This is a genomic window from Janibacter zhangyanbonis (assembly GCF_050507325.1).
In the GTDB taxonomy this organism is placed as follows: domain Bacteria; phylum Actinomycetota; class Actinomycetes; order Actinomycetales; family Dermatophilaceae; genus Janibacter.
The window spans coordinates 2472596-2492112 of sequence record NZ_CP191481.1; the positions used below are offsets into that span (position 1 = coordinate 2472596).

At 72.8% G+C, this 19517-nt stretch carries 18 protein-coding genes; 10 read left to right on the forward strand and 8 right to left on the reverse strand.

Annotated elements, in window-relative coordinates:
* Positions 1-25: 25 nt before the first annotated feature.
* A complete protein-coding gene (locus ACQBJO_RS12085) occupies positions 26-982 on the reverse strand; it encodes a hypothetical protein (protein ID WP_421007493.1) in 957 nt (318 codons plus the stop codon).
* Between the two features lie 153 nt (positions 983-1135).
* Here ACQBJO_RS12085 and ACQBJO_RS12090 point away from each other — a divergent pair, with 153 nt between their 5' ends.
* Positions 1136-1792, forward strand: a complete 657-nt coding sequence (locus ACQBJO_RS12090; protein WP_421007494.1) for an MOSC domain-containing protein — start codon at positions 1136-1138, stop codon at positions 1790-1792.
* 10 nt (positions 1793-1802) lie between these two features.
* Here ACQBJO_RS12090 and ACQBJO_RS12095 read toward each other — a convergent pair whose 3' ends face one another.
* Positions 1803-2345 carry a ribonuclease H family protein gene (locus ACQBJO_RS12095; protein ID WP_421007495.1) on the reverse strand — a complete coding sequence of 181 codons (543 nt, stop codon included), beginning with the start codon at positions 2343-2345 and terminating at the stop codon, positions 1803-1805.
* 57 nt (positions 2346-2402) lie between these two features.
* Positions 2403-3212, reverse strand: coding sequence for a methyltransferase domain-containing protein (locus ACQBJO_RS12100; RefSeq protein ID WP_421007496.1), 810 nt, complete (start codon positions 3210-3212; stop codon positions 2403-2405).
* Positions 3213-3294: 82 nt separating this feature from the next.
* On the opposite strand from ACQBJO_RS12100, the gene ACQBJO_RS12105 reads away from it, so the two are divergent.
* Genes ACQBJO_RS12105 through ACQBJO_RS12115 form a run of 3 tightly spaced genes read left to right on the forward strand, consistent with a single transcriptional unit; the run spans position 3295 to position 7857 of the window.
* Positions 3295-5184, forward strand: a complete 1890-nt coding sequence (locus ACQBJO_RS12105; protein ID WP_421007497.1) for a cation:proton antiporter — start codon at positions 3295-3297, stop codon at positions 5182-5184.
* Between the two features lie 35 nt (positions 5185-5219).
* Positions 5220-6896 carry a DUF885 domain-containing protein gene (locus ACQBJO_RS12110; protein ID WP_421007498.1) on the forward strand — a complete coding sequence of 559 codons (1677 nt, stop codon included), beginning with the start codon at positions 5220-5222 and terminating at the stop codon, positions 6894-6896.
* A 49-nt stretch (positions 6897-6945) separates the two neighbouring features.
* Positions 6946-7857, forward strand: coding sequence for a hypothetical protein (locus tag ACQBJO_RS12115; RefSeq protein WP_421007499.1), 912 nt, complete (start codon positions 6946-6948; stop codon positions 7855-7857).
* 64 nt (positions 7858-7921) lie between these two features.
* On the opposite strand, the gene ACQBJO_RS12120 is transcribed toward ACQBJO_RS12115, so the two are convergent.
* Positions 7922-9193, reverse strand: a complete 1272-nt coding sequence (locus ACQBJO_RS12120) for a lipase family protein (protein ID WP_421007500.1) — start codon at positions 9191-9193, stop codon at positions 7922-7924.
* 138 nt (positions 9194-9331) lie between these two features.
* Here ACQBJO_RS12120 and ACQBJO_RS12125 point away from each other — a divergent pair, with 138 nt between their 5' ends.
* A complete protein-coding gene (locus ACQBJO_RS12125) occupies positions 9332-9958 on the forward strand; it encodes a Maf family protein (RefSeq protein ID WP_421007501.1) in 627 nt (208 codons plus the stop codon).
* On the opposite strand, the gene ACQBJO_RS12130 is transcribed toward ACQBJO_RS12125, so the two are convergent.
* From ACQBJO_RS12130 to ACQBJO_RS12140, 3 genes are all read right to left on the reverse strand, one after another.
* Positions 9943-11016: a S8 family serine peptidase gene (locus ACQBJO_RS12130; protein ID WP_421007502.1), complete on the reverse strand. Its 1074-nt coding sequence runs from the start codon at positions 11014-11016 to the stop codon at positions 9943-9945. The two genes, ACQBJO_RS12125 and ACQBJO_RS12130, sit on opposite strands and share 16 nt — an antisense overlap.
* 114 nt (positions 11017-11130) lie before the next feature.
* Complete coding sequence (locus tag ACQBJO_RS12135; RefSeq protein WP_421007503.1) at positions 11131-12693, reverse strand: acyl-CoA carboxylase subunit beta; 1563 nt, start codon at positions 12691-12693, stop codon at positions 11131-11133.
* Positions 12694-12718: 25 nt separating this feature from the next.
* Complete coding sequence (locus ACQBJO_RS12140; protein ID WP_421007504.1) at positions 12719-13915, reverse strand: acyl-CoA dehydrogenase family protein; 1197 nt, start codon at positions 13913-13915, stop codon at positions 12719-12721.
* 82 nt (positions 13916-13997) lie between these two features.
* Between ACQBJO_RS12140 and ACQBJO_RS12145 the strand changes: the two genes are divergently transcribed.
* The 3 genes from ACQBJO_RS12145 (at position 13998) to ACQBJO_RS12155 (ending at position 16064) form a co-directional block, all read left to right on the forward strand.
* Positions 13998-14426, forward strand: a complete 429-nt coding sequence (locus ACQBJO_RS12145; protein ID WP_421007505.1) for a MerR family transcriptional regulator — start codon at positions 13998-14000, stop codon at positions 14424-14426.
* Positions 14427-14512: 86 nt separating this feature from the next.
* Entirely contained in the window at positions 14513-15304 is a 792-nt protein-coding gene (locus ACQBJO_RS12150; RefSeq protein WP_255184067.1) for a hypothetical protein, read from the forward strand.
* A gap of 7 nt (positions 15305-15311) precedes the next feature.
* Entirely contained in the window at positions 15312-16064 is a 753-nt protein-coding gene (locus tag ACQBJO_RS12155) for a class F sortase (RefSeq protein WP_421007506.1), read from the forward strand.
* Between the two features lie 72 nt (positions 16065-16136).
* On the opposite strand, the gene ACQBJO_RS12160 is transcribed toward ACQBJO_RS12155, so the two are convergent.
* On the reverse strand, positions 16137-17060 hold the full coding sequence (locus ACQBJO_RS12160) for a PfkB family carbohydrate kinase (RefSeq protein WP_421007507.1): 924 nt from the start codon (positions 17058-17060) through the stop codon (positions 16137-16139).
* Between the two features lie 44 nt (positions 17061-17104).
* Here ACQBJO_RS12160 and ACQBJO_RS12165 point away from each other — a divergent pair, with 44 nt between their 5' ends.
* Both ACQBJO_RS12165 and ACQBJO_RS12170 read left to right on the forward strand, forming a co-directional pair.
* Positions 17105-18013, forward strand: coding sequence for an AAA family ATPase (locus tag ACQBJO_RS12165; protein WP_255184070.1), 909 nt, complete (start codon positions 17105-17107; stop codon positions 18011-18013).
* Positions 18000-19487, forward strand: coding sequence for a VWA domain-containing protein (locus ACQBJO_RS12170; RefSeq protein WP_421007508.1), 1488 nt, complete (start codon positions 18000-18002; stop codon positions 19485-19487). Before ACQBJO_RS12165 ends, ACQBJO_RS12170 begins: the two co-directional genes overlap by 14 nt.
* The last annotated feature ends 30 nt before the right edge of the window (positions 19488-19517 follow it).

Sequence of the window (19517 nt, forward strand, 5' to 3'; positions counted from 1 at the left end):
CTCGAGCGGGCGTTCCTTCTTCGATTCAGGCACTCCTGCGCGACCGCTCCCTGAGCATCCGGTAGGCCTCAACCACCTGGTCGAGGAACTCCTCGCGGACGACGCGCAGCCCGATCAGACTCATTCGCAGGACGAGGTGGTCATCCATGACCAGCGAGTTCTGCCGCAGATGGTCGTGCGCCACCTCCAGGCCCTCGGTGTGGGCCGCGCCGTCGATCTCGAGCGCCAACCCCACGTCGTCCCAGCACACGTCGAGGTACCTGGTGCGGCCCCCGACCGCACGCACGGACTGCCGGCTGGGCATCGGCAGACCCCGAGCGCGCAGCCACGGCCCGATGTCGAGCTCCCCCAGGGAGTGGGCGCCGTCGGCGATGTCGGCGACGAGGTCGCGGATGACCGCGCACCGGCGCCTGCCCCGGTAGAGCTCCGCGGCGGCGACGAGGTGGCCACCCGTGATGATGCGCTGCTGCACGGGCATCACGAGGAAGAGAGCCGCCTGCCGGTCCGAGGCAGCCCAGCTCGCAGCGCGAACGGCCGCCAGGGCCGGTGGCGTCCGAGGGACACCGGCGCTCACCCCTTCGCCCTCGACCCGTCGGGACACCTTGTGCTGGACGACACCCGCGATCTGCCGCGTCTGGCACAGGTGGTGCAACGAGACGTGGACGGCCTCATCGGTCGGTCCCCGCACACCGGCCAGCTGCAAGCTGGTGACCCCGTCGACGAGGGCATCTCCTCCGCTCTCGTACACGGCCGACCACGCTCGCGCCGTCGTGGAGAGCTCGCCCGTGTGCACGGCCACCGACTGCCGCCCGTGCAGGCGCCACCGCCCGGCGGACACCTCACGCGCCACGCGGTTGCGGTCGATCCCGAGCTCTCGCAGCTGCGCACGCGAGAGCAGCCCGTCGCTGGCGAGGGCAGCATCGCAGGCGGCCGCCCGCAGCGCGGCCGCGGTCTCCGTCCGGCTCGCTGGCTTGTCTCCCACAGCCGCCACGATGGCGCCCCGGCACGCACCGAGTCCTCCACGGGGACCAACCTGTGGATGTCGCCCGGCCCTCGATCCGGGCTGTGGATCCCCCTTCGACCCGGAGGCGAGGTCGGGCCGGGACGGCGACCGCCCGAGACGTAGGCTCCACGGGTGCCCCTCCCCCGCGTCCTGAGCGTCAACGTCGGCCGACCCATGCTCCAGCGCGTGCCGAAGGGGAGGCCCACCGGCATCGGCAAGCAGCCCGTCGACGTCATCACCGTCGCCGACCCCGGGCCCAAGCGCGTCGAGGACGGCGCGGGAGTCTCCGGCGTCGAGGGCGACCACATCGGCGACGGACGCCACCACGGCGGGAGCGACCAGGCCGTCTATGCCTTCGCCCGCGAGGAGCTCGACGCCTGGGCGGCAGCCCTGGGGCGCGAGCTGCCCGACGGCATGTTCGGCGAGAACCTCACGACGAGCGGCCTCGACGTCGACGCGAGCGAGATCGGCGACCGCTGGAACGTGGGCTCCGCCGTGCTCGAGGTGCGCGGGCCCCGCGTGCCCTGCGCGACCTTCGCCGAGCGGATGGGCGAGCGGGGCTGGGTCAAGCGCTTCGCCGCGCACGGCCGCAGCGGCGCCTACCTTCAGGTCGTGCAATCCGGCGAGATCCGACCGGGCGACCAGATCACCGTGACCCCGTCGGGCTCGGGCCTCGACGTGCCGACCCTGCTGCGCGCCTTCCTCGGTGACCGGGACGCCACCCGGCTCGCCATCGACTCCGGCGCCCTCGCCGAACACCGCCGCGAGGAGCTGCTCGGCCGGCTCTGACCCCGGGCCCTCAGAAGAGCGACAGCGGCTCGTCCGGCTCCTGCGCGACGGGCTGGGCCGAGGGAGCCGGCGTCGCAGGACCCGACCCGGCGCCCGGGATGCCGGGGCCGGGCTCGGGGGCAGCCCCCTTCGACCATGCCGCGGCGGCGCTCGTGGCGAGCCGGTCGGCGTGCTCGTTGAGCTCGTGGCCGGCGTGCCCCTTGACCCACTCGAAGCTCACCCGGCGCCCCTGCATCGCCGCGTCGAGCGCCTGCATGATCTCGACGTTGAGGACCGGCTTGCCGTCCTTCTTGCGCCAACCCTTGCGCTTCCAGCCGGGCATCCACTGGGTGATCGAGTTGATGACGTACTTGCTGTCGCAGATGACGTGCAGCTCCTCGTCGAGGTGCGCCGTCTGCTGGAGCAGGTCGAGGACGGCGGTCAGCTCGCCCATGTTGTTGGTGCCGTGCGGCCAGCCGCCGCACGCCCAGCGCTCGTCGTCGATGTACCAGCCCCAGCCAGCGGGGCCGGGGTTGCCGAGGGCGGAGCCGTCAGCGGCGGCGGTGATCGTCATGCAGGCACTCCAGGCGAAGGGGGGTCACGGGCGGCCCCGAGTATCGCACCGGGGTCGTCACCCGGCGGCAGGCACCCGGGCGAGCACCTCACCGTGCACGACGACGAACCAGCCGTCGGGCGAGTGCGTCCACGCCCGCCACCCCTCGACGACGTCGGCGATGCCCCCTTCGTCGGACAGACCCTGCCGGATCACCTCGTCGTGGAAGCCCGACTCGACGGCCCGCCGCTGCCACTGCCCGCCCCACCACTCACGCGCCTCGTCGTCGGCGTAGCACCATACCGAGGCCGTCGCGGTGACGTCGGTGAGGCCGGCGGCGTGCGCCCACCCGAGCAGGTGGCGGCCGGCGTCGGGCTCGGCCCCGGTCCCCCGCGCTGCCGCCCGGTAGAGCTCGAGCCAGCGGGTGAGCCCCGGGTGCGCCGGCGCCCAGGTCATCGCCTCGTAGTCCGCGTCGCGCGCGGCGACGAGACCACCCGGTCGGGTCACCCGCGCCATCTCGCGCAGCAGCCCCACGGGGTCGGCGACGTGCTGGAGCACCTGGTGGGCGTGGACGACGTCGAAGGAGTCGTCCGCCCAGGGCAAGGCCATCGCGTCCGCCACCTCGAAGGTCGTGAGCTCGTCCCCGGCCTCGCGAGCCGCGGCCCGGGCGGCCTCGACCACCTCGGCCGACGCGTCGACGCCGACGACCTCGCCCGGCGCCACCCGCTGCGCGAGGTCGAGGGTGATCGTGCCCGGCCCGCAGCCGACGTCGAGGACCCGCTGGCCCGGCTGCAGGTGCGGCAGGAGGTAGCCGGCGGAGGTCTCGGCGGTGCGGGCCGCGTGCGAGGACACGACCGGAGCGGCATGGCCGTGGAGGTAGCGGGTCATCCAGCGATCGTGGCACCGGTCCGGCGACGGCCCGAGGCGCCGTCGCATCCCGAGACGCCCTCCGGAGGACGACAATGCCTTCGTGGACCTCGCCCTCACCCTCCTCGCCGTCGCCGTCGCCTCCCTGCTGGTCCACGGGTTGGCCTCGCGGCTCGGCGCGCTCTCCCCGCTGCTGCTCCTCGCCGCCGGCGCGGCGGCCTCCTTCGTCCCGTGGGTCCCCGAGGTCACCCTCTCGTCCGAGGTCGTCCTCATCGGGCTGCTGCCCCCGCTGCTCTACGCGACGGCGATCTCGACATCGCTCGTCGACCTCAAGGCGCAGCGGGTGGCGATCGCGGGCCTGTCGGTGGGGCTCGTGCTCTTCACGGCGCTCGGCGTCGCGGTCGTCGCGAGCGCGCTGCTGCCGATCTCCTTCGCCCTGGCCTTCGCGCTCGGCGCGATCGTCGCCCCGCCCGACGCGGTCGCCGCGACGGCGGTCGCCCGGGCGATCGGGCTGCCGCGCCGGGCCGTCACCCTCCTCGAGGGCGAGTCCCTCCTCAACGACGCGACCGCCCTCGTCTCGCTGCGCACCGCGCTGGCCGCCGCCGGCCTGGCCGCGGGCCACGGCAGCCATGGCGCCTTCGAGGTCACGGTGACCTCGGTGGGCATCGACTTCGTGCGCGCCGCCGTCGGCGGCGTGCTCATCGGCATGGTCGCCTACAAGGTCCTCGCCGTCGTGCGCAAGCACGTCAACGCACCGGTGGCCGACACGACGCTGAGCTTCATCGCCCCCTTCGCCGCCTACCTGCCCGCCGAGCTGCTGCACTCCTCCGGGGTCCTGTCGGTCGTCACGACCGGCCTGCTGCTCGGCCACCGCGCCCCGGTCCTGCAGAATGCCCGCTCCCGCCTCGCCGAGCGGTGGAACTGGGCGAGCGTGCAGTTCATCCTCGAAAATGCCGTCTTCCTCGTCATCGGCCTCCAGCTGAGCTCGCTCGTCACCGACGTGCAGGACTCGCAGCTCGGCCTCGGCCGGACCCTCCTCGTGGGCCTGGCGATCCTCGTCACCGTGCTGGTGCTGCGACCCCTGTGGGTCTTTCCCTTCCGCTGGCTGCGCGCCATGGCCTCCCGCCGGGAGCGCGACCGGCTCGCCCCGGCCGGCGAGGGCGCGGTCGTCAGCTGGGCCGGCATGCGAGGGGTCGTCACCCTGGCCGCCGCCCTGCTCCTGCCCCCGGACACCCCGCACCGCCCGACCCTCGTGCTCATCGCCATGGTCGTCACCATCGGCACGCTGCTCATCCAGGGCACGACCCTGCCCGCCCTCGCCCGGGCCCTCGGCGTCAGCGGCCCCGACCCGCGCGAGGACGCGCTGCAGGAGGCCACGGTGACCCAGGCCGCCGTCGGCGCCGGGCTGCGTCGTCTCGACGAGCTGCCCGACGTCGACCGGGACGTCGCCGACCGCCTGCGCGAGCAGGCCCGCATGCGGGTCAACCGGGTGTGGGAACGCCTCGGCCACGGCGACGCGGAGTCGCCGAGCGACACCTATCGGCGGCTGCGGCTGCCGATGCTCCAGGCCGAGCGCGCCGAGCTGCTGCGCATCCGCGACGAGGGGCTCGTCGACCACGAGGTGCTCACGACGGTCCTGGCCGCCCTCGACGTCGAGGAGTCCACCCTCGAGTCGATCGGCGCCCGGGCCGAGGCGCTGCGCGGCACGCAGCTCGTCGCGCCCCCGAGCGTCACCGGCGAGTGCACCCACCAGCAGCAGCTGCCCGAGTGCGTCGTCCCCCGCGAGCCCGAGGGATGCGAGGAGTGCCTGCTCGAGGGCACGACCTGGCTGCACCTGCGGGTGTGCCTCACCTGCGGCCACGTCGGCTGCTGCGACTCCTCGCACGGGCACGCGACGACGCACTTCGAGCGCACCGGGCACCCCGTCATGCGCTCCCTCGAGCCGGGCGAGGCGTGGCGCTGGTGCTTCGTCGACGAGACCCTCGTGCAGTGAGCCCACCCCCGGCCGAAGGGAGGTAGCGTCGCGGTGTGACCGCCGAGACGCACCGCCCGCAGACCGACGTCGACCGCATCGCCGAGGCCCACCTCGACGCGGAGGTGGCCCTCTCCCCCATCTCCGCGACCCACCTCGGGCTGCCCGGCCACGACGCCGACCTCGACGACCTGTCCCCCGACGGCTACGCCGCGCACTCGCGCCTGCGCCGGCAGACCCTCGCCGCCCTCGCCGACGCCACACCCGTCGACGACGTCGACCGGGTGACCGTCGAGGCGATGCAAGAGCGCCTCGGCCTCGCCGAGGAGATCCACGAGGCCGGCCTCGACCTCGGGGAGCTCAACGTCATCGCCTCGCCGCTGCAGGGCGTGCGCGACGTCTTCGACATCATGCCGACGGCGACGACCGACGACTGGGCGACCTTCGCCAGCCGGATGGCCAAGGTGCCCGCCGCCCTCGGGCAGTGGGTGCAGTCGCTCACCGTCGCCGCCGACCGGGGGCAGGTCTCCCCCCTTCGTCAGTACGACCGGTGCATCGAGCAGTGCGCCGACCTCACCGCACCCGACGGCTACTTCGCCGGGGTGCTCGCCGGCGCGAGCGTCGACGGCGCTCCCCTGCCCGAGGCCCTCACCACCGACCTGCGCCGCTCCGTCGAGGCCGCCGCCGGCGCCTACCGCGACCTGGCCACGCAGCTGACGCCCCTGCGGGAGCGGGCGCCCGAGGCCGACGCGTGCGGACGCGAGCACTACCAGCTGTACTCGCGCTCCTTCCTCGGCGCGACGATCGACCTCGAGGAGACCTATGCCTGGGGGCAGGAGGAGCTCGCCCGGATCACCGCCGAGATGGCCGCCGTCGCCGAGCAGGTGCGACCCGGCGCCACCGTCCGCGAGGCGGTCGAGGCCCTCGACGCCGACCCGCGCTACCAGCTGCACGGCACCGACGCGCTGCGCGAGTGGATGCAGGGCAAGGCCGACGAGGCCATCGAGCTGCTCGACGGCCACCTTGACATCCCCGAGCCGGTGCGCACCATCGAGTGCCGCATCGCGCCGACCGAGACCGGCGGCATCTACTACACCGGGCCGAGCGACGACTTCTCCCGGCCCGGGCGCATGTGGTGGTCGGTGCCCAAGGGGGTCACCGACTTCGGCACCTGGCGCGAGCTGACGACCGTCTACCACGAGGGCGTCCCCGGCCACCACCTCCAGATCGGCCAGACCGTCCACCGCAAGGAGCTGCTCAACCGGTGGCGCCGCCTCGCGTCGTGGACCTCCGGACACGGCGAGGGCTGGGCGCTCTACGCGGAGTGGCTCATGGCCGAGCTCGGGCACATGGACGACCCGGGCAACCGCATGGGTCTGCTCGACGGGCAGTCGCTGCGCGCCGCCCGCGTCGTCCTCGACGTCGGCGTCCACTGCGGCTTCGAGGCGCCCGCCGAGGTCGGTGGTGGCGCGTGGACCTACGACAAGGCCTGGGAATTCCTCTCGGCGCACGCCAACATGGACGAGGGCTTCCTGCGCTTCGAGCTCGACCGCTACCTCGGGTGGCCCGGCCAGGCGCCGAGCTACAAGATCGGCGAGCGGCTGTGGCTGCAGCTGCGGGAGGAGACCGCCCGGCGCGAGGGCGCCGACTTCGACCTGCGCGCCTTCCACCGCCGCGCCCTCGACATCGGCGGCGTCGGACTCGACACCCTGCGCGCTGCCGTCCTGCGCTGAGCACGGCTACCCATCCACGAGCCCGCGCGGTGGGCCTACCATGCTTCGCGTGAAGCACATCAGGGGGACCGTGTCCGTCGTCGCCGCCGCGGCGCTGCTCACCGCCTGCTCGTCGGGACCCGACGAGCGCGAGGCGTCCAGCACCGTGACGGTGACCTACTCCAGCTCGACGAGCAATGCACCGACGACCCAGACGGTGACCAGCTCGCCCTCCCCCGGCGGGGGCCGGGGCACCTCGCCCGACGCGGCGAGCACGAGCGGCACGCCCGGCGGCCCATCGGTCACGAGCACCGGCGGGCCCGACGCGCAGCCCGGCGGGCCCGACGCGCAGCCCGGCGGGCCGACGAGCACCGATGCCCCATCCTCCCCGCCCAAGGACATCGGCGCCTATGCCGACACCTTCGTGCGGGCGTGGGGTCGAGGTGACCGGGCCGTCGCCTCGACCTACGGCACCCCCACCGCCGTGAGCTCGCTCTTCGGTCAGCGCTCCTCGGGCGGGGGCGGCTGGCAGCGTCGGGGCATGTCCGGTGACGGCGGCTCGATGGTCGTCACCTACGGCGACGGCTCCGACGTGCTCACCGTGCGGATCGACGCGGGCACCGCCGCCTCCGGCGGCGAGCACGCCGTCACCAGCGCCTCCCTCGACGTGACCGACGGTGGCGAGAACGGCGACGACACCTCCGGCGCCGGGCTGCCGACGTCGACCACCGCCTACGCCGATGCCTTCGTGCGCGCCTGGGGCAAGGGCGACTCGAGCGCGTGGACCTATGCCACCGATGGCGTCGAGTCCGGCTTCGGCGCAGCCCACCCCTCCGGCGGCCCCCGTTGGTCGCGGACCTCGAGCACCGCGACGAGCGCCACCTACACCGACCGCGAGGGCGGCACGCTCGTGCTCACCCTCGACCCGTCACGTGTCTCCTTCGGCGCCGAGGACGGCATCACCGGGGCCTCGCTCACCTGACGGCACGACGAAGGGGGTGGGACCGGTCGACCGGTCCCACCCCCTTCGCCGTGCGTGGCGCTGATCAGAGGCGCCAGCAGCTGCTCGCCTGGTTGAGACCGGCGAAGCGGGCCTCGAAGAAGAGCATCGACTTCTCCACGTGCGGGAGGAAGCCACCGACGTGGGTGGGGGTCACGCCGGCGTTGAAGGAGACGCGGGTGCCCTTGTCGCACCAGTCGCTGGCCAGCTGCTTGCCGACCGCGTAGGGGATGACGTCGTCACCCAGCGAGTGGTTGATCTGCACCGGCGCGTTGGGCTTGCGCTTGCCGATCCGCTGCTCGGCGATCGCCGACTTGAAGGGCTCCTCGTCGAGCAGCTCCGAGAGCTTCTTGCCGCTCGTCGTGTACTTCGAGGAGTCGAGATTGGCGTAGGAGAAGAGGTCGAAGACGCAGGCGCTCTCCACCTTGCTCGCGAGCTCCAGACCCTGCGCGTTGAGGAAGGGCTTGGGGTCGACGTGCTCCGTCGTGGCCACGCCGAGGGTGGCGAAGAGGGCGAAGAGCGAGTAGGTCGTGCCGTCGATGTTGGCCCCGACCTTGGCCAGGTCCGCCGGCGGGGCGCCGATGGCCGAGCCCTTGATGTTCAGCTCCGGAGCGTAGCTCGGCGCCAGCTCGGCCGCAGCAGCCGCGGCGCCGCCACCCTGGGAGTAGCCCATGAGGCCGATCGGGGTCTTGTTGTCGAGGCCGCTGCCCTGCAGGTTCTTGGCGGCGCGAGCCATGTCGAGGGTCGCGCGGCCCTGGGGCTCGCGGGCCATGTAGGTGTGCGAGCCGGGCGTGCCGAGGCCCTGGAAGTCGGTGATGCCGACCGCGTAGCCACGGGCGACGGCCCGGCCGACACCGATGCCCTCGTACTCGAAGAAGCTCTCCATCTGCCGCGACGGGGCGCAGGAGTCGCCCATGCCCTGGGTGCCGGGCGCATAGGAGATCAGGGGGCGCTGGGAGGCGCCGACGTAGCTCGTCTTGGGGACGAAGACCGTGCCCGTGACGGCGATCGGGGTGCCGTCGGCGTCGGTGGAGGAGTACATGATGCGGGTCGCGGTGACGACCGACGAGGACAGGTCGAAGGGGTCGAGCAGCAGCGGGGCCGGCTCGCTGCGGATGATCGTGCCGGGCGTGCTCGGGATCGTCGCCGGCGGCTCGTAGAAGGCGGGGCGAGCGGCCTCGGGGGTGTCGGTCAGGGTCTTGGCCCCAGCGGTGCCCGGGACGTCGTGGGGTCCGGCGACGGCATTGCCGGCCAGCGGGAGGCCGACGGCGACGGCGAGTGCCGCAGCCGCAACGGCACGCTTCTTCTTTGAAAACATGCGAGTCCTGTCGTGGGAAGGGAAGGGACGAGACCTTCCCCAGCCGACGATGGCGCGCCTGACCGGGATGGCCTCGGGTGTGGCGACGACCATGGTTACCTACGAGTCACATCCCGGCAACCGGTGCATGCTGTGGGCATGGTCTCCCTCGTCCTCGCGTCCGCCTCCCCCGCCCGTCTGGGACTCTTGCGTGCCAGCGGCATGGCCCCTGATGTCGTCGTCAGCGATGTCGACGAGCACGCGGTGGAGTCCCTTGCGCGGCAACGGGATCCGCAGCTGTCTCCGGTGCAGCTGGCGCAGCTGCTGGCCGAGGCGAAGGGAGCGGCCGTCGCCTCGCGCCTGGCCGGGCAGACCCCCTTCGTCCTCGCCTGCGACTCGGTCCTCGAGGTCGACGGGCAGGTCCACGGCAAGCCGGGCACGCCCGAGGTCGCCCGCGAGCGGTGGCAGCAGGTGCGTGGCCGCTCGGCGGTGCTGCACACCGGCCACCACCTCGTCGACATGCGGGACGGCCGCACCGCCGGGGCTCCGGCGAGTGCGACCGTCCACTTCGCGTCCGTGAGCGACGCCGAGATCGACGGCTACGTCGCGACGGGCGAGCCGCTCCACGTGGCCGGCGGGTTCACCCTCGACGGGCTGGGCGCTCCCTTCGTCGAGTCGATCGAGGGCCACCCGAGCACCGTCGTCGGGCTGTGCCTGCCCCTGCTGCGTCGGCTGCTCACCGACCTTGGCACCGACTGGTGGTTGGTGGCTCAGTCGCGGGCGTAGGCCACCGCGGCCTCGGCGTCGACGATGCCGCGGCCGTAGAGCGCGCTGTAGCCGCCGCGGGTGCCGAGCAGCGGGTGCCGCGAGGTCGACAGGATCGCCTGCTCGACGTTGGCCATGCTGCGGCCCTGGCCGAAGAGGATCGCGGCGACCCCGGCGACGTGCGGGGTGGCCATCGAGGTGCCGGCGAAGGCCGCGTAGTCCTTGCCCTCACCGCACTCGTCGGTGCCGGTGCCACGCGGCACGGTGGAGATGATGTCCTCGGAGCAGTCGCCGCCGAGGAGTCGGCCGGAGCCACCCGGGGCGGCGACGCCCGTGCCGCTGAGCTTGACAGGCAGCTCGGAGAAGTAGGACTTCATCTCGTTCTTGTCCGTGGCCCCGACGCAGATCGAGTCGCTGCTGAAGGCCGGGTCGTTGCACAGCAGGGTCGAGGTGTTGCCCGCCGCGGCCACCGTGAGGGTGCCCTTGTCGCGGGCGTACTGGATCGCGTCCTTCATCGTCGTGTCGAGACCGAGGATGGAGAAGATCTGGGTGCCCGGCAGGCCACCCAGGCTGAGGTTGATGACGTCGGCACCGTTGTCCGCCGCGTAGCGGATGCCCTCGGCGATGTCCTCGGCGGTGCCCGACCCGTCCTCGAGGACCTTGATCGGCATGACCTTGGCGTCGGGGGCGACACCGGCGACGCCGATCCCGTTGTCAGCGGTGGCGGCGATGGTGCCCGCGACGTGGGTGCCGTGGACGTCGGGGTCCTGGCCCTCGCCGTCCTGGCCCTTCCAGCTGCCGTCGCCGCACGAGCCGGCCTGCTCGCCGCAGACGAAGTCGGCGCCCGGCACGAGCCTGCCCTGCAGGTCGGGGTGACCGAGGTCGACACCGGTATCGACGACGGCGACGACGGTGCCGGCACCGCGGCTGCTCGACCAGGCCTGCTCGGCATGGACCTGGTCCAGCCCGTAGAGCTTGTCGCGCAGCGGATCGTCGGTGGCGGCACCGGCCGAGCCGGCGGTGACGACGAGGCCGACCGCACAGGCAGCGGCGGCGAAGGGGGCGGTCCAGGTCTTCATCGAGGTGTCCTTCGTCAGGGAACGTTGGTTACCCCAAGGTAACGACGAGGGGGCGCCTCCGCAGCGCGAGCGGGGTGGGAGACGGGTCACGCCCCCTTCGCCCCGCCTCGTCCGTCAGACCGGAGGGATCCCCCGACGACGCTCGGAGAAGCGGCGATCGCGACCGCGGGCGTGCCGCAGGCGGGCGAGCAGCTCCTCGCGCAGGGCCTCGGGCTCGATGACCTGGTCGATGACGAGGTCCGCGGCCAGCCGCTCGAGGTCGACGTCCTCGAGGTACTCGGCGCGACGCGCGGCGATGAACTCGTCGCGGGCGGCCTCCCCTTCGTCGGCCTCGATCTGCGCGATCTTGTTGGCGTAGACGGCGTTGACCGCGGCCTCCGGGCCCATGACCGCGACGCGGGCGGTGGGCAGCGCGATCGTCGCGTCGGGGGCGAAGCCGGGCCCGCCCATGGCGTAGAGACCGGCGCCGTAGGCCTTGCGCACGATGACGCAGAACTGCGGGACGGTCGCCGAGGCGACGGCCGAGACCATCTTCGCGCCGTGGCGGATGATCCCGCCGCGCTCGACCTCGGAGCCGATCATGAAGCCCGGGACGTCGGCGAGGTAGATCAGCGGGATCGAGTAGGCATCGCACAGCCAGATGAAGCGCGCGGCCTTGTCGGCACTGTCGGTGAAGAGCACGCCGCCCTTGGCCATCGAGTTGTTGGCGACGATGCCGACGGTCTCCCCCGCCATCCGGCCGAGGCCGACGACCAGCTCGGTCGCGAAGAGCTCCTTGACCTCGAAGAAGGAGTCGTCGTCGACGAGGCCGTCGATGACGTCGTGCACGTCGAAGGGCTGCGACTCGCGCTCGGGGATGGTCGCGGCGGTGAGCGGCGCGGCCGGCTCCTCCGGCTGGTACGAAGGGAGGTCGCTGTGCCAGTTCTGCGGCAGATAGCTCAGCCACAGGCGGGCCGCCTCGATGGCCTCGGTGTCGTCGGCGACGAGCACGTCACCGACACCGCTCACGGTGCAGTGCATGCGGGCGCCGCCCATCTCCTCGAGGGAAACCCGCTCGCCGACGACCATCTCGGCCATGCGCGGGCTGCCGAGGTACATCGACGCATTGCCCTCGACCATGATCACGAGGTCGGTGAAGGAGGGGATGTAGGCGCCGCCGGCGGCGCTCGGGCCGAAGAGGCAGCAGATCTGCGGGACCTTGCCCGACAGGGCGACCTGGTTGTGGAAGATGTGCCCGGCGCCGCGGCGTCCCGGGAACATCTCGACCTGGTCGGTGATGCGCGCGCCCGCGGAGTCGACGAGCCAGAAGACCGGCAGCTCCTCGCGCAGCGCGCTCTCGGTGGCGCGCACGATCTTCTCCACCGTGCGGGCGCCCCACGAGCCGGCCTTGACCGTCGGGTCGTTGGCGATGACGATGACCGGCCGGTCGTCGACGAGCCCGCGGCCGGTGACGACGCCGTCGGCCGGCAGCCCGGGCGCGAGCGCATTGGCATAGCGCCCGTCCTCGACGAAGCTGCCCTCGTCGACGAGCAGTGCGATGCGGTCGCGGACGTAGAGCTTGCCCTGGGACTCGAGCTTCGCCGCGGCCTTGTCGGTCGGGCGCTCGGAGGCCTCGTGTGCCTCACGGATACGGCGGCGGATGTCCTCGACCGCGGGGTCGAGCGGATAGCTGCTCACTGGGACTCTCCTTCGTCCGGGCGGCTCAGACCGGCAGGCCGAGGTGGCGGGCGATGACCATGCGCTGCACCTCGGAGGTGCCCTCGCCGATCTCGAGGATCTTGGCGTCGCGGTAGAAGCGCGCGACGGGGTACTCCTCCATGAAGCCGTTGCCGCCGAAGACCTGCGTGGCGATGCGCGTCGCGCTCACCGCGGCCTCGGAGGTGTAGAGCTTGGCGATCGAGGCGGCCTTGGCGACCTCCTGCGTCGAGCGACGACCGCGGTCGGCCTCGTCCTTGAGCCAGGCGGCCTTGTAGGTGAGCACGCGGGAGGTCTCGGCCATGACGGCGAGGTCGGAGACCTGGAAGCTCACGCCCTGGTTGACGCCGATCGGCCTGCCGAATGCGGTGCGGGTCTGCGCGTAGTCGGTGGCCAGCTCGAGCATCCGCTGGGTCAGGCCGGTGGCGAGCGCCGAGATGGCGATGCGGCCGTCGTCGAGCGTCTTGAGGAACTGACGGAAACCCTGCCCCTCCTGCCCGACGAGGTGGTCGGCGGGGACGCGGCAGCCGGCGAAGCTCAGCCCGTGGGTGTCGGAGATGTTCCACCCGAGCTTGTCGTAGGGCGCCTCGACGGTGAAGCCGGGCGTGCCGCTGGGGACGATGATCGCGGAGATCTGCGGGCGACCCTCCGCGCTCGTGCCGGTGCGGGCGGTCACCGTCACGAGCGAGGTGATGTCGGTGCCGGAGTTGGTGATGAAGGACTTCGCGCCGTCGATGACCCACTCGTCGCCGTCGCGCTTCGCCGTCGTGCGGGTGCCACCGGCGTCGGAGCCGGCGTCGGGCTCGGTGAGACCGAAGCCGGCGAGCGCGCGCCCGGCGACGAGGTCGGGGAGCCAGCGGTCGCGCTGCTCGTCGGTGCCGTAGGTGAGGATCGGGTTGATGCCCAGGCCGACGCCGGCGGAGAGCGTGATGCCGATGGACTGGTCCACGCGGCCGAGCTCCTCGATCGCGACGCACAGGGCGGTGAAGTCGGACTGGACGACGCCGTCGACGGTCTCGGCCGACCCGCCCCAGCGCTCGGGGACGACGAGCCCGAAGAGGCCGAGGTCGCCCATGCGGTGCACGACCTCGAGCGGCAGGTGGTGGTCCTTGTCCCACTGGGCCACGTGCGGCTCCACCTCGCGCTCGGCGAAGTCGCGCACGCTCGCGCGGAAGTCCTCGTGGTCCTGCGACAGCTCGAACATGCCCGACCTCTCCCGGCGCCCCGGGGTCACCGGCAGCACCATTGCTTGACGTTGACGTCAACGTAAAGCATCATCTCGGGTCATGACAAGCCGGACGAAGGGGGCGACTCCCCCGAGCGCGGATGCTCCCGACGAGCACGCGCGGACGTGGACGATCCGCGAGGTCGCCGACGAGTTCGGCATCACCACGCGCACGGTCCGGCACTACGAGGACATCGGGCTCATCTCGCCCGAGCGGCAGGGCACGACGCGCCTCTTCCACCGGCGCGACCGCACCCGGCTGTCTCTGGTGCTGCGCGGCAAGCGGCTCGGCTTCCCGCTCGACGAGATCGCCAAGATCATCGACCTCTACGACGCACCGCGCGGTCGCCGCAGCCAGCTCGAGTACGTGCTCGGCCAGATCGACGAGCGCCGCGCGGACCTGGAGCAGCGGCGGCGTGACATCGACGAGGCGCTCGCCGAGCTCGACACCTTCGAGCAGCGCTGCCGCACCGAGCTCCGCACGCGCTGACCCATCCGTTCCTCCCTTCGCCCCGAACTCCTGCCACGAGGCCTCCGGTCATCCGAGATCGGCCGGCCACGACGAAGGAGTCAGGTATGCACACCCTCACCAAGGCCGCCCTCGCCACCCCGGCCGCGTGCGCGATCCTCCTCGCGGGAGCCAACGGCGCGAGCGCCGACGAGAAGTGGACGATGAAGCTCACCGACACGATGGGCAACGACAGCGGGTCCTCGTCGACCGCACAGCTGTCGCTCGCCGGCGACCAGCTGACGGTCGACATCACGGGCACGGGGTTCACCCCCAACTCGCCCCACGCCCAGCACTTCCACGGGTCCTTCGACGAGAACAAGGACTTCACCTGCCCGACGTCGGCTGCCGACGCGGACGGCGACGGCCAGGTCAACACCGAGGAGGGCCTGCCGACCTACGGCGACATCATGATCTCGCTGACGACGAAGGGGGACACGAGCCCTGACAGCGGTCTCGCCGTCGACCGCATGCCGACCGCCGACGCGAACGGCAACCTGTCGTACTCGCGCACGATCACCCTGCCCGAGGGCGCCGGCGCCAAGCTGAAGAACCTGCACATCGTGCAGCACGGCCTCGACGCCAACGGCAACGACAAGTACGACCTCGACGCGCTCGGCGAGTCGAGCTTCGCGAAGTCCGTCGGGGTCAAGGGCATCCCCGAGGAGGCCACCAACCCGGCGACGTGCGGAACGGTCACCGGCGCGGCCGTCGGCGCTCCGCCCACGGGTGGCGTCGAGACGGGCGGCGGGAGCACCGAGGGTGTCGAGGCGAAGGGCGCCCTGGGCGCCGGCGCCTTCGCCATGGTCGGCGCGGTCGGCCTGCTCGCCTACCGCCGTCGCCTGACGCGGGAGAGCTGAGCCGGTCGTGCGTGAGCGCACCCGAGGCCGCGGCCGTCGCGCGCAGGTCGTGACGGTCGCGGTCGTGGCCCTCGCCGTCGCCGGGGGCGGCCTGACGGCCTTCGGCCTGTCGCAGCAGGAGACCCGCATGCCCCCGCCGGCCGCCGTGTCCGAGGGCGGGCACGCCGGGCACGGCCGCTCGAGCACGAGCTCGTTACCGTCGGCCAGCCCGACCTCCGGGTCCGGCCACGCGGGGCACCACATGGGCCCGGGGACGAGCAGCCCGGCGAGCCCGAGCGCGGCCGCACCGGCCACCACCGCACGGATGGCCCGCTCGCGGCCGACGTCGGTGTCCATCCCCTCGCTGGGGGTCACCAGCTCGGTCATCGACCTCGGCCTGCAACCGGACGACACCATGGAGGTGCCCCAGGACGCCACGAGCACCGGGTGGTTCACCGGCAGCCCCACCCCCGGGGAGCTCGGTCCGGCCGTCCTCGCCGGTCACGTCACGTGGGACAAGCGGCCCGCGGTCTTCTTCGAGCTGGGCTCGATGCGCGACGGGCAGCGGGTCGAGGTCTCCCGCGCGGACGGGTCGACCGCGGTCTTCGAGGTGACCGACGTCGGCCAGTACCCCAAGACGGACTTTCCCACCGACGAGGTCTACGGGGAGGTCGACCACGCCGCACTGCGGCTGATCACCTGCGGCGGTCACTTCGACGGCGAGACGGGTCACCACGTCGACAATGTCGTGGTCTACGCCGAGCTCGTCGACGAGCGCTGAGCCAACGGCGGTCGGGGCCACACCCTCGCGCCGGTCGAGGAGCGTGCGCAGCACGCGTCTCGAGACCCGCGCTCAGCCCCGCTGGGCGAGGTAGGCGTCGATCTCCGCCGCGGTGGGGGCGGTCGTCGGGCCCTTGCGGGTGACCTTGATGGCCCCGGCCGCATTGGCCCGGCGGCAGGCATCGGGCCAGGCCACCCCCTTCGCCACCTCCGCGAGCAGGACTCCGGTGTGGGTGTCGCCGGCGCCATTGGTGTCAACCGGCGTCTCGGGGTACCCGGGCACGACGGTCGTCACGCCGTCGGTGTGCACCGCACACCCCTGCTCACCGTCACGGACGACGGCGACGGCACCCGGCTTCAGCAGTGCGGCCACGGCCTCGGCGGCCGGCCCCATCCCCTTCGCCCCGCCGAAGTCCTCGGACTCCTCGGCGTTGCCGGTCCACACGTCGGTGAGCGCGACGACCCGGGAGCGAAGGGAGGGCTCCAGCTCGGCGAAGACCGCACCGGGGTCGAGGACGACGAGGACCTCGTCGGGCAGCGACTCCAGCCAGGCGAGGAGCGGGTCGCGGGTGCGGCCGACGAGGCTGTAGCCGCTGACGCACACGAGGTCGCCGGCGACCGGTGCGCTCGTCGCGAGCGACTCGACGGTGATGCGCCGCTCGGCCTCCTGCGTCGTGACGAAGGTCCGCTCCGCGGAGGGCTCGACCATGACGATGCAGACACCCGTGTCGAGGTCCTCGACGACGGGGGCCGAGAGCGTGACGCCGTCGGCGGTGAGGGTCTCGCGGACGAGGTCACCGTTCGGGCCGCGCCCGTGGGCCCCCGCATGGACGGCCGCGGCGCCGGAGCGCACGGCCGCGAGCAGGATCGTCACCGCTCCCCCGGCGTAGCGCGCCACGGAGGTGGCCATCGAGTTGCCGCCGCGGCGGGGCAGGTCGGGCACCTCGACGACGACGTCGACGAGCGCCTGTGCGGTGTGGATCACCCTCGGGCTCATGGGGGCACACGCTACCGACGGACGCGGTCCGGCAGACTGCGGGCATGACGCACACCCCCCGCTTCGCCTCGGTCGACGACGTCACGGAGCGCCTGGCCGAGCACGGCTACCTCGCCTCCGACGAGATCGCGACGACCGTCTACCTCGCCGACCAGCTCGGCAAGCCGCTGCTCATCGAGGGTCCGGCGGGTGTCGGCAAGACCGCGCTCTCCGCGGCCGTCTCGGCGGCGACGGACGGCGAGCTCGTGCGCCTGCAGTGCTACGAGGGCGTCGACGAGGCCCGTGCGCTCTACGAGTGGAACCACGCCAAGCAGCTGCTGCGCATCACCGCGGCCGGCGCCCACCACGACTCCGCCGGCGCCGACGAGGCGGACTGGACGTCGGTCAAGGAGGACATCTTCACCGACGAGTTCCTCCTCTCCCGGCCGCTGCTCACCGCGATCCGCAACGAGCACCCGACGGTGCTGCTCATCGACGAGCTCGACAAGGCCGACGTCGAGATCGAGGGGCTGCTGCTCGAGGTGCTCTCCGACTTCCAGGTGACCGTGCCCGAGCTCGGGACGATCCGGGCGAGCCAGACCCCCTTCGTCGTCCTGACCTCCAACGCCACCCGTGAGCTGTCCGAGGCCTTGCGCCGACGCTGCCTCTACCTGCACATCGACTACCCCGAGTCCGACCTCGAGCTGCGGATCGTGCGGCTGACCGTGCCCGACCTCGACGAGACGCTCGCCGCCTCCGTCGTGCGGCTCGTCGGCGCGCTGCGCGAGATGCGGCTGCGCAAGTCACCCTCGGTCGCCGAGACCATCGACTGGGCCCGCACGCTCGTCAGCCTGGGCACCGACGGCGAGCTGCAGCCCGAGCTCGTGCGCTCGACCCTCGGCGTCGTCCTCAAGCACCGCGAGGACATCGAGCTCGCGGTGCAGACCCTGGACCTGGACCGTGCCCTCGCCTGACCCGCTCGGCGAGCGCCTCGTCGACCTCGCCCGGGCGCTGCGCCGGCACGGCGTGACGGTCGGGACCTCAGAGGTGGCCGACGCCGCCTCTGCCGCAAGGGCGCTCGGCCTCGACGACCGCGAGCGCCTGCGCACCGGGCTCGCCGCGACGATGATGCGACGGTCCGCGGACCGGGCCGTCTTCGACCAGCTCTTCGACATCCACTTCCCCCCTGCCGTGGGTCACCGCACCGGCGACGCGGCCGACCTCGCGCCGACGGACACCGCGGGCGCCCGCGAGCGCGCGGCCGCGATCCGCGAGGAGCTCGTCGAGGCCCTCGCGCGCGGTGACCAGCAGGAGCTCGACCGGCTCGCCGCGCGGGCGGTCGGCGAGCTCGGGCGGCTGGCCAACGAGTCGTCGACCGGCGGCTGGTCGGCCAACCAGACCATCGAGCGGCTCGCCCCGCAGACCGCGATCGCGGCGGCCCTGCAGCGGGCCCGCGACGCCGGCGACGTCACCGGCGGGTCCGGCGAGGGCTCGGGCGGATCGGGCGAAGGGAGCGGCGGCGCCACCGGCAGCGGTGGCGGCGGCGCGGGCAGCGCCTGGCGGCCAGAGCAGCTGAGCGACCGCTACGACCGCGACGAGATCCGGCGCCGGGTCGGCGCCTTCCGTCGCAAGATCGAGACCGAGTCGGCGCGACGCAATGCCGAGGTCCGCGGACGGGACCGCATCTCGCGCTACGGCGTGCGAGACCCCTTGGAGCGCAAGGACTTCCTGCTCACCGGCAAGACCGAGGCGGCCGAGCTGCACGCGGTCATCGCTCCCCTGTCGCGCAAGCTCGCGGCCAAGCTCGCCGCCCGCCAGCGGCGGCACTCGCGGGGCACCATCGACATCCGGCGCACCCTGCGCGCGGCGATGTCGACCGGTGGGGTGCCGGTGCGCCCGGCCTACAAGCGCCGCACCCGCAGCCGGGCCGACATCGTCCTGCTGTGCGACATGTCCGGGTCGGTGGCGGGCTTCTCCCGGTTCACGATGCTGCTGCTCCAGTCGCTCGCGGGGACCTTCCGCCGGGTGCGGTTCATCGGCTTCGTCAACACGTGCGACGACATCACCGAGCTGGTGCGCGAGGCGCAGTTCGGCGAGGACATCAGCGAGCGCGTCGCCCGCGAGGCGCAGATGACGCGCTGGCACGGGTCGAGCGACTACGGCGCCGCCTTCGTCGACGCCGTCGACCACCACCTCGACGCCATCGGTCCGCGGTCGACGGTCCTCGTGCTCGGCGACGCCCGGACCAACGGCACCAACCCGCAGGTCGACGCCCTGCGCGAGCTCGTCTCCCGTGCCCGCTACTCCGCCTGGCTCAACCCCGAGTCCGCCCGCATGTGGGACACGGGCGACTCCGTGGCCAGTCGCTACGCCGAGGTCGTCGACATGCACGAGGTGCGCAACATCGAGCAGCTGCGGCAGTTCGTCTCCCGCCTGCCGGTGGGCTGACCTCCCTTCGCACGACCTTGAGGAAATACG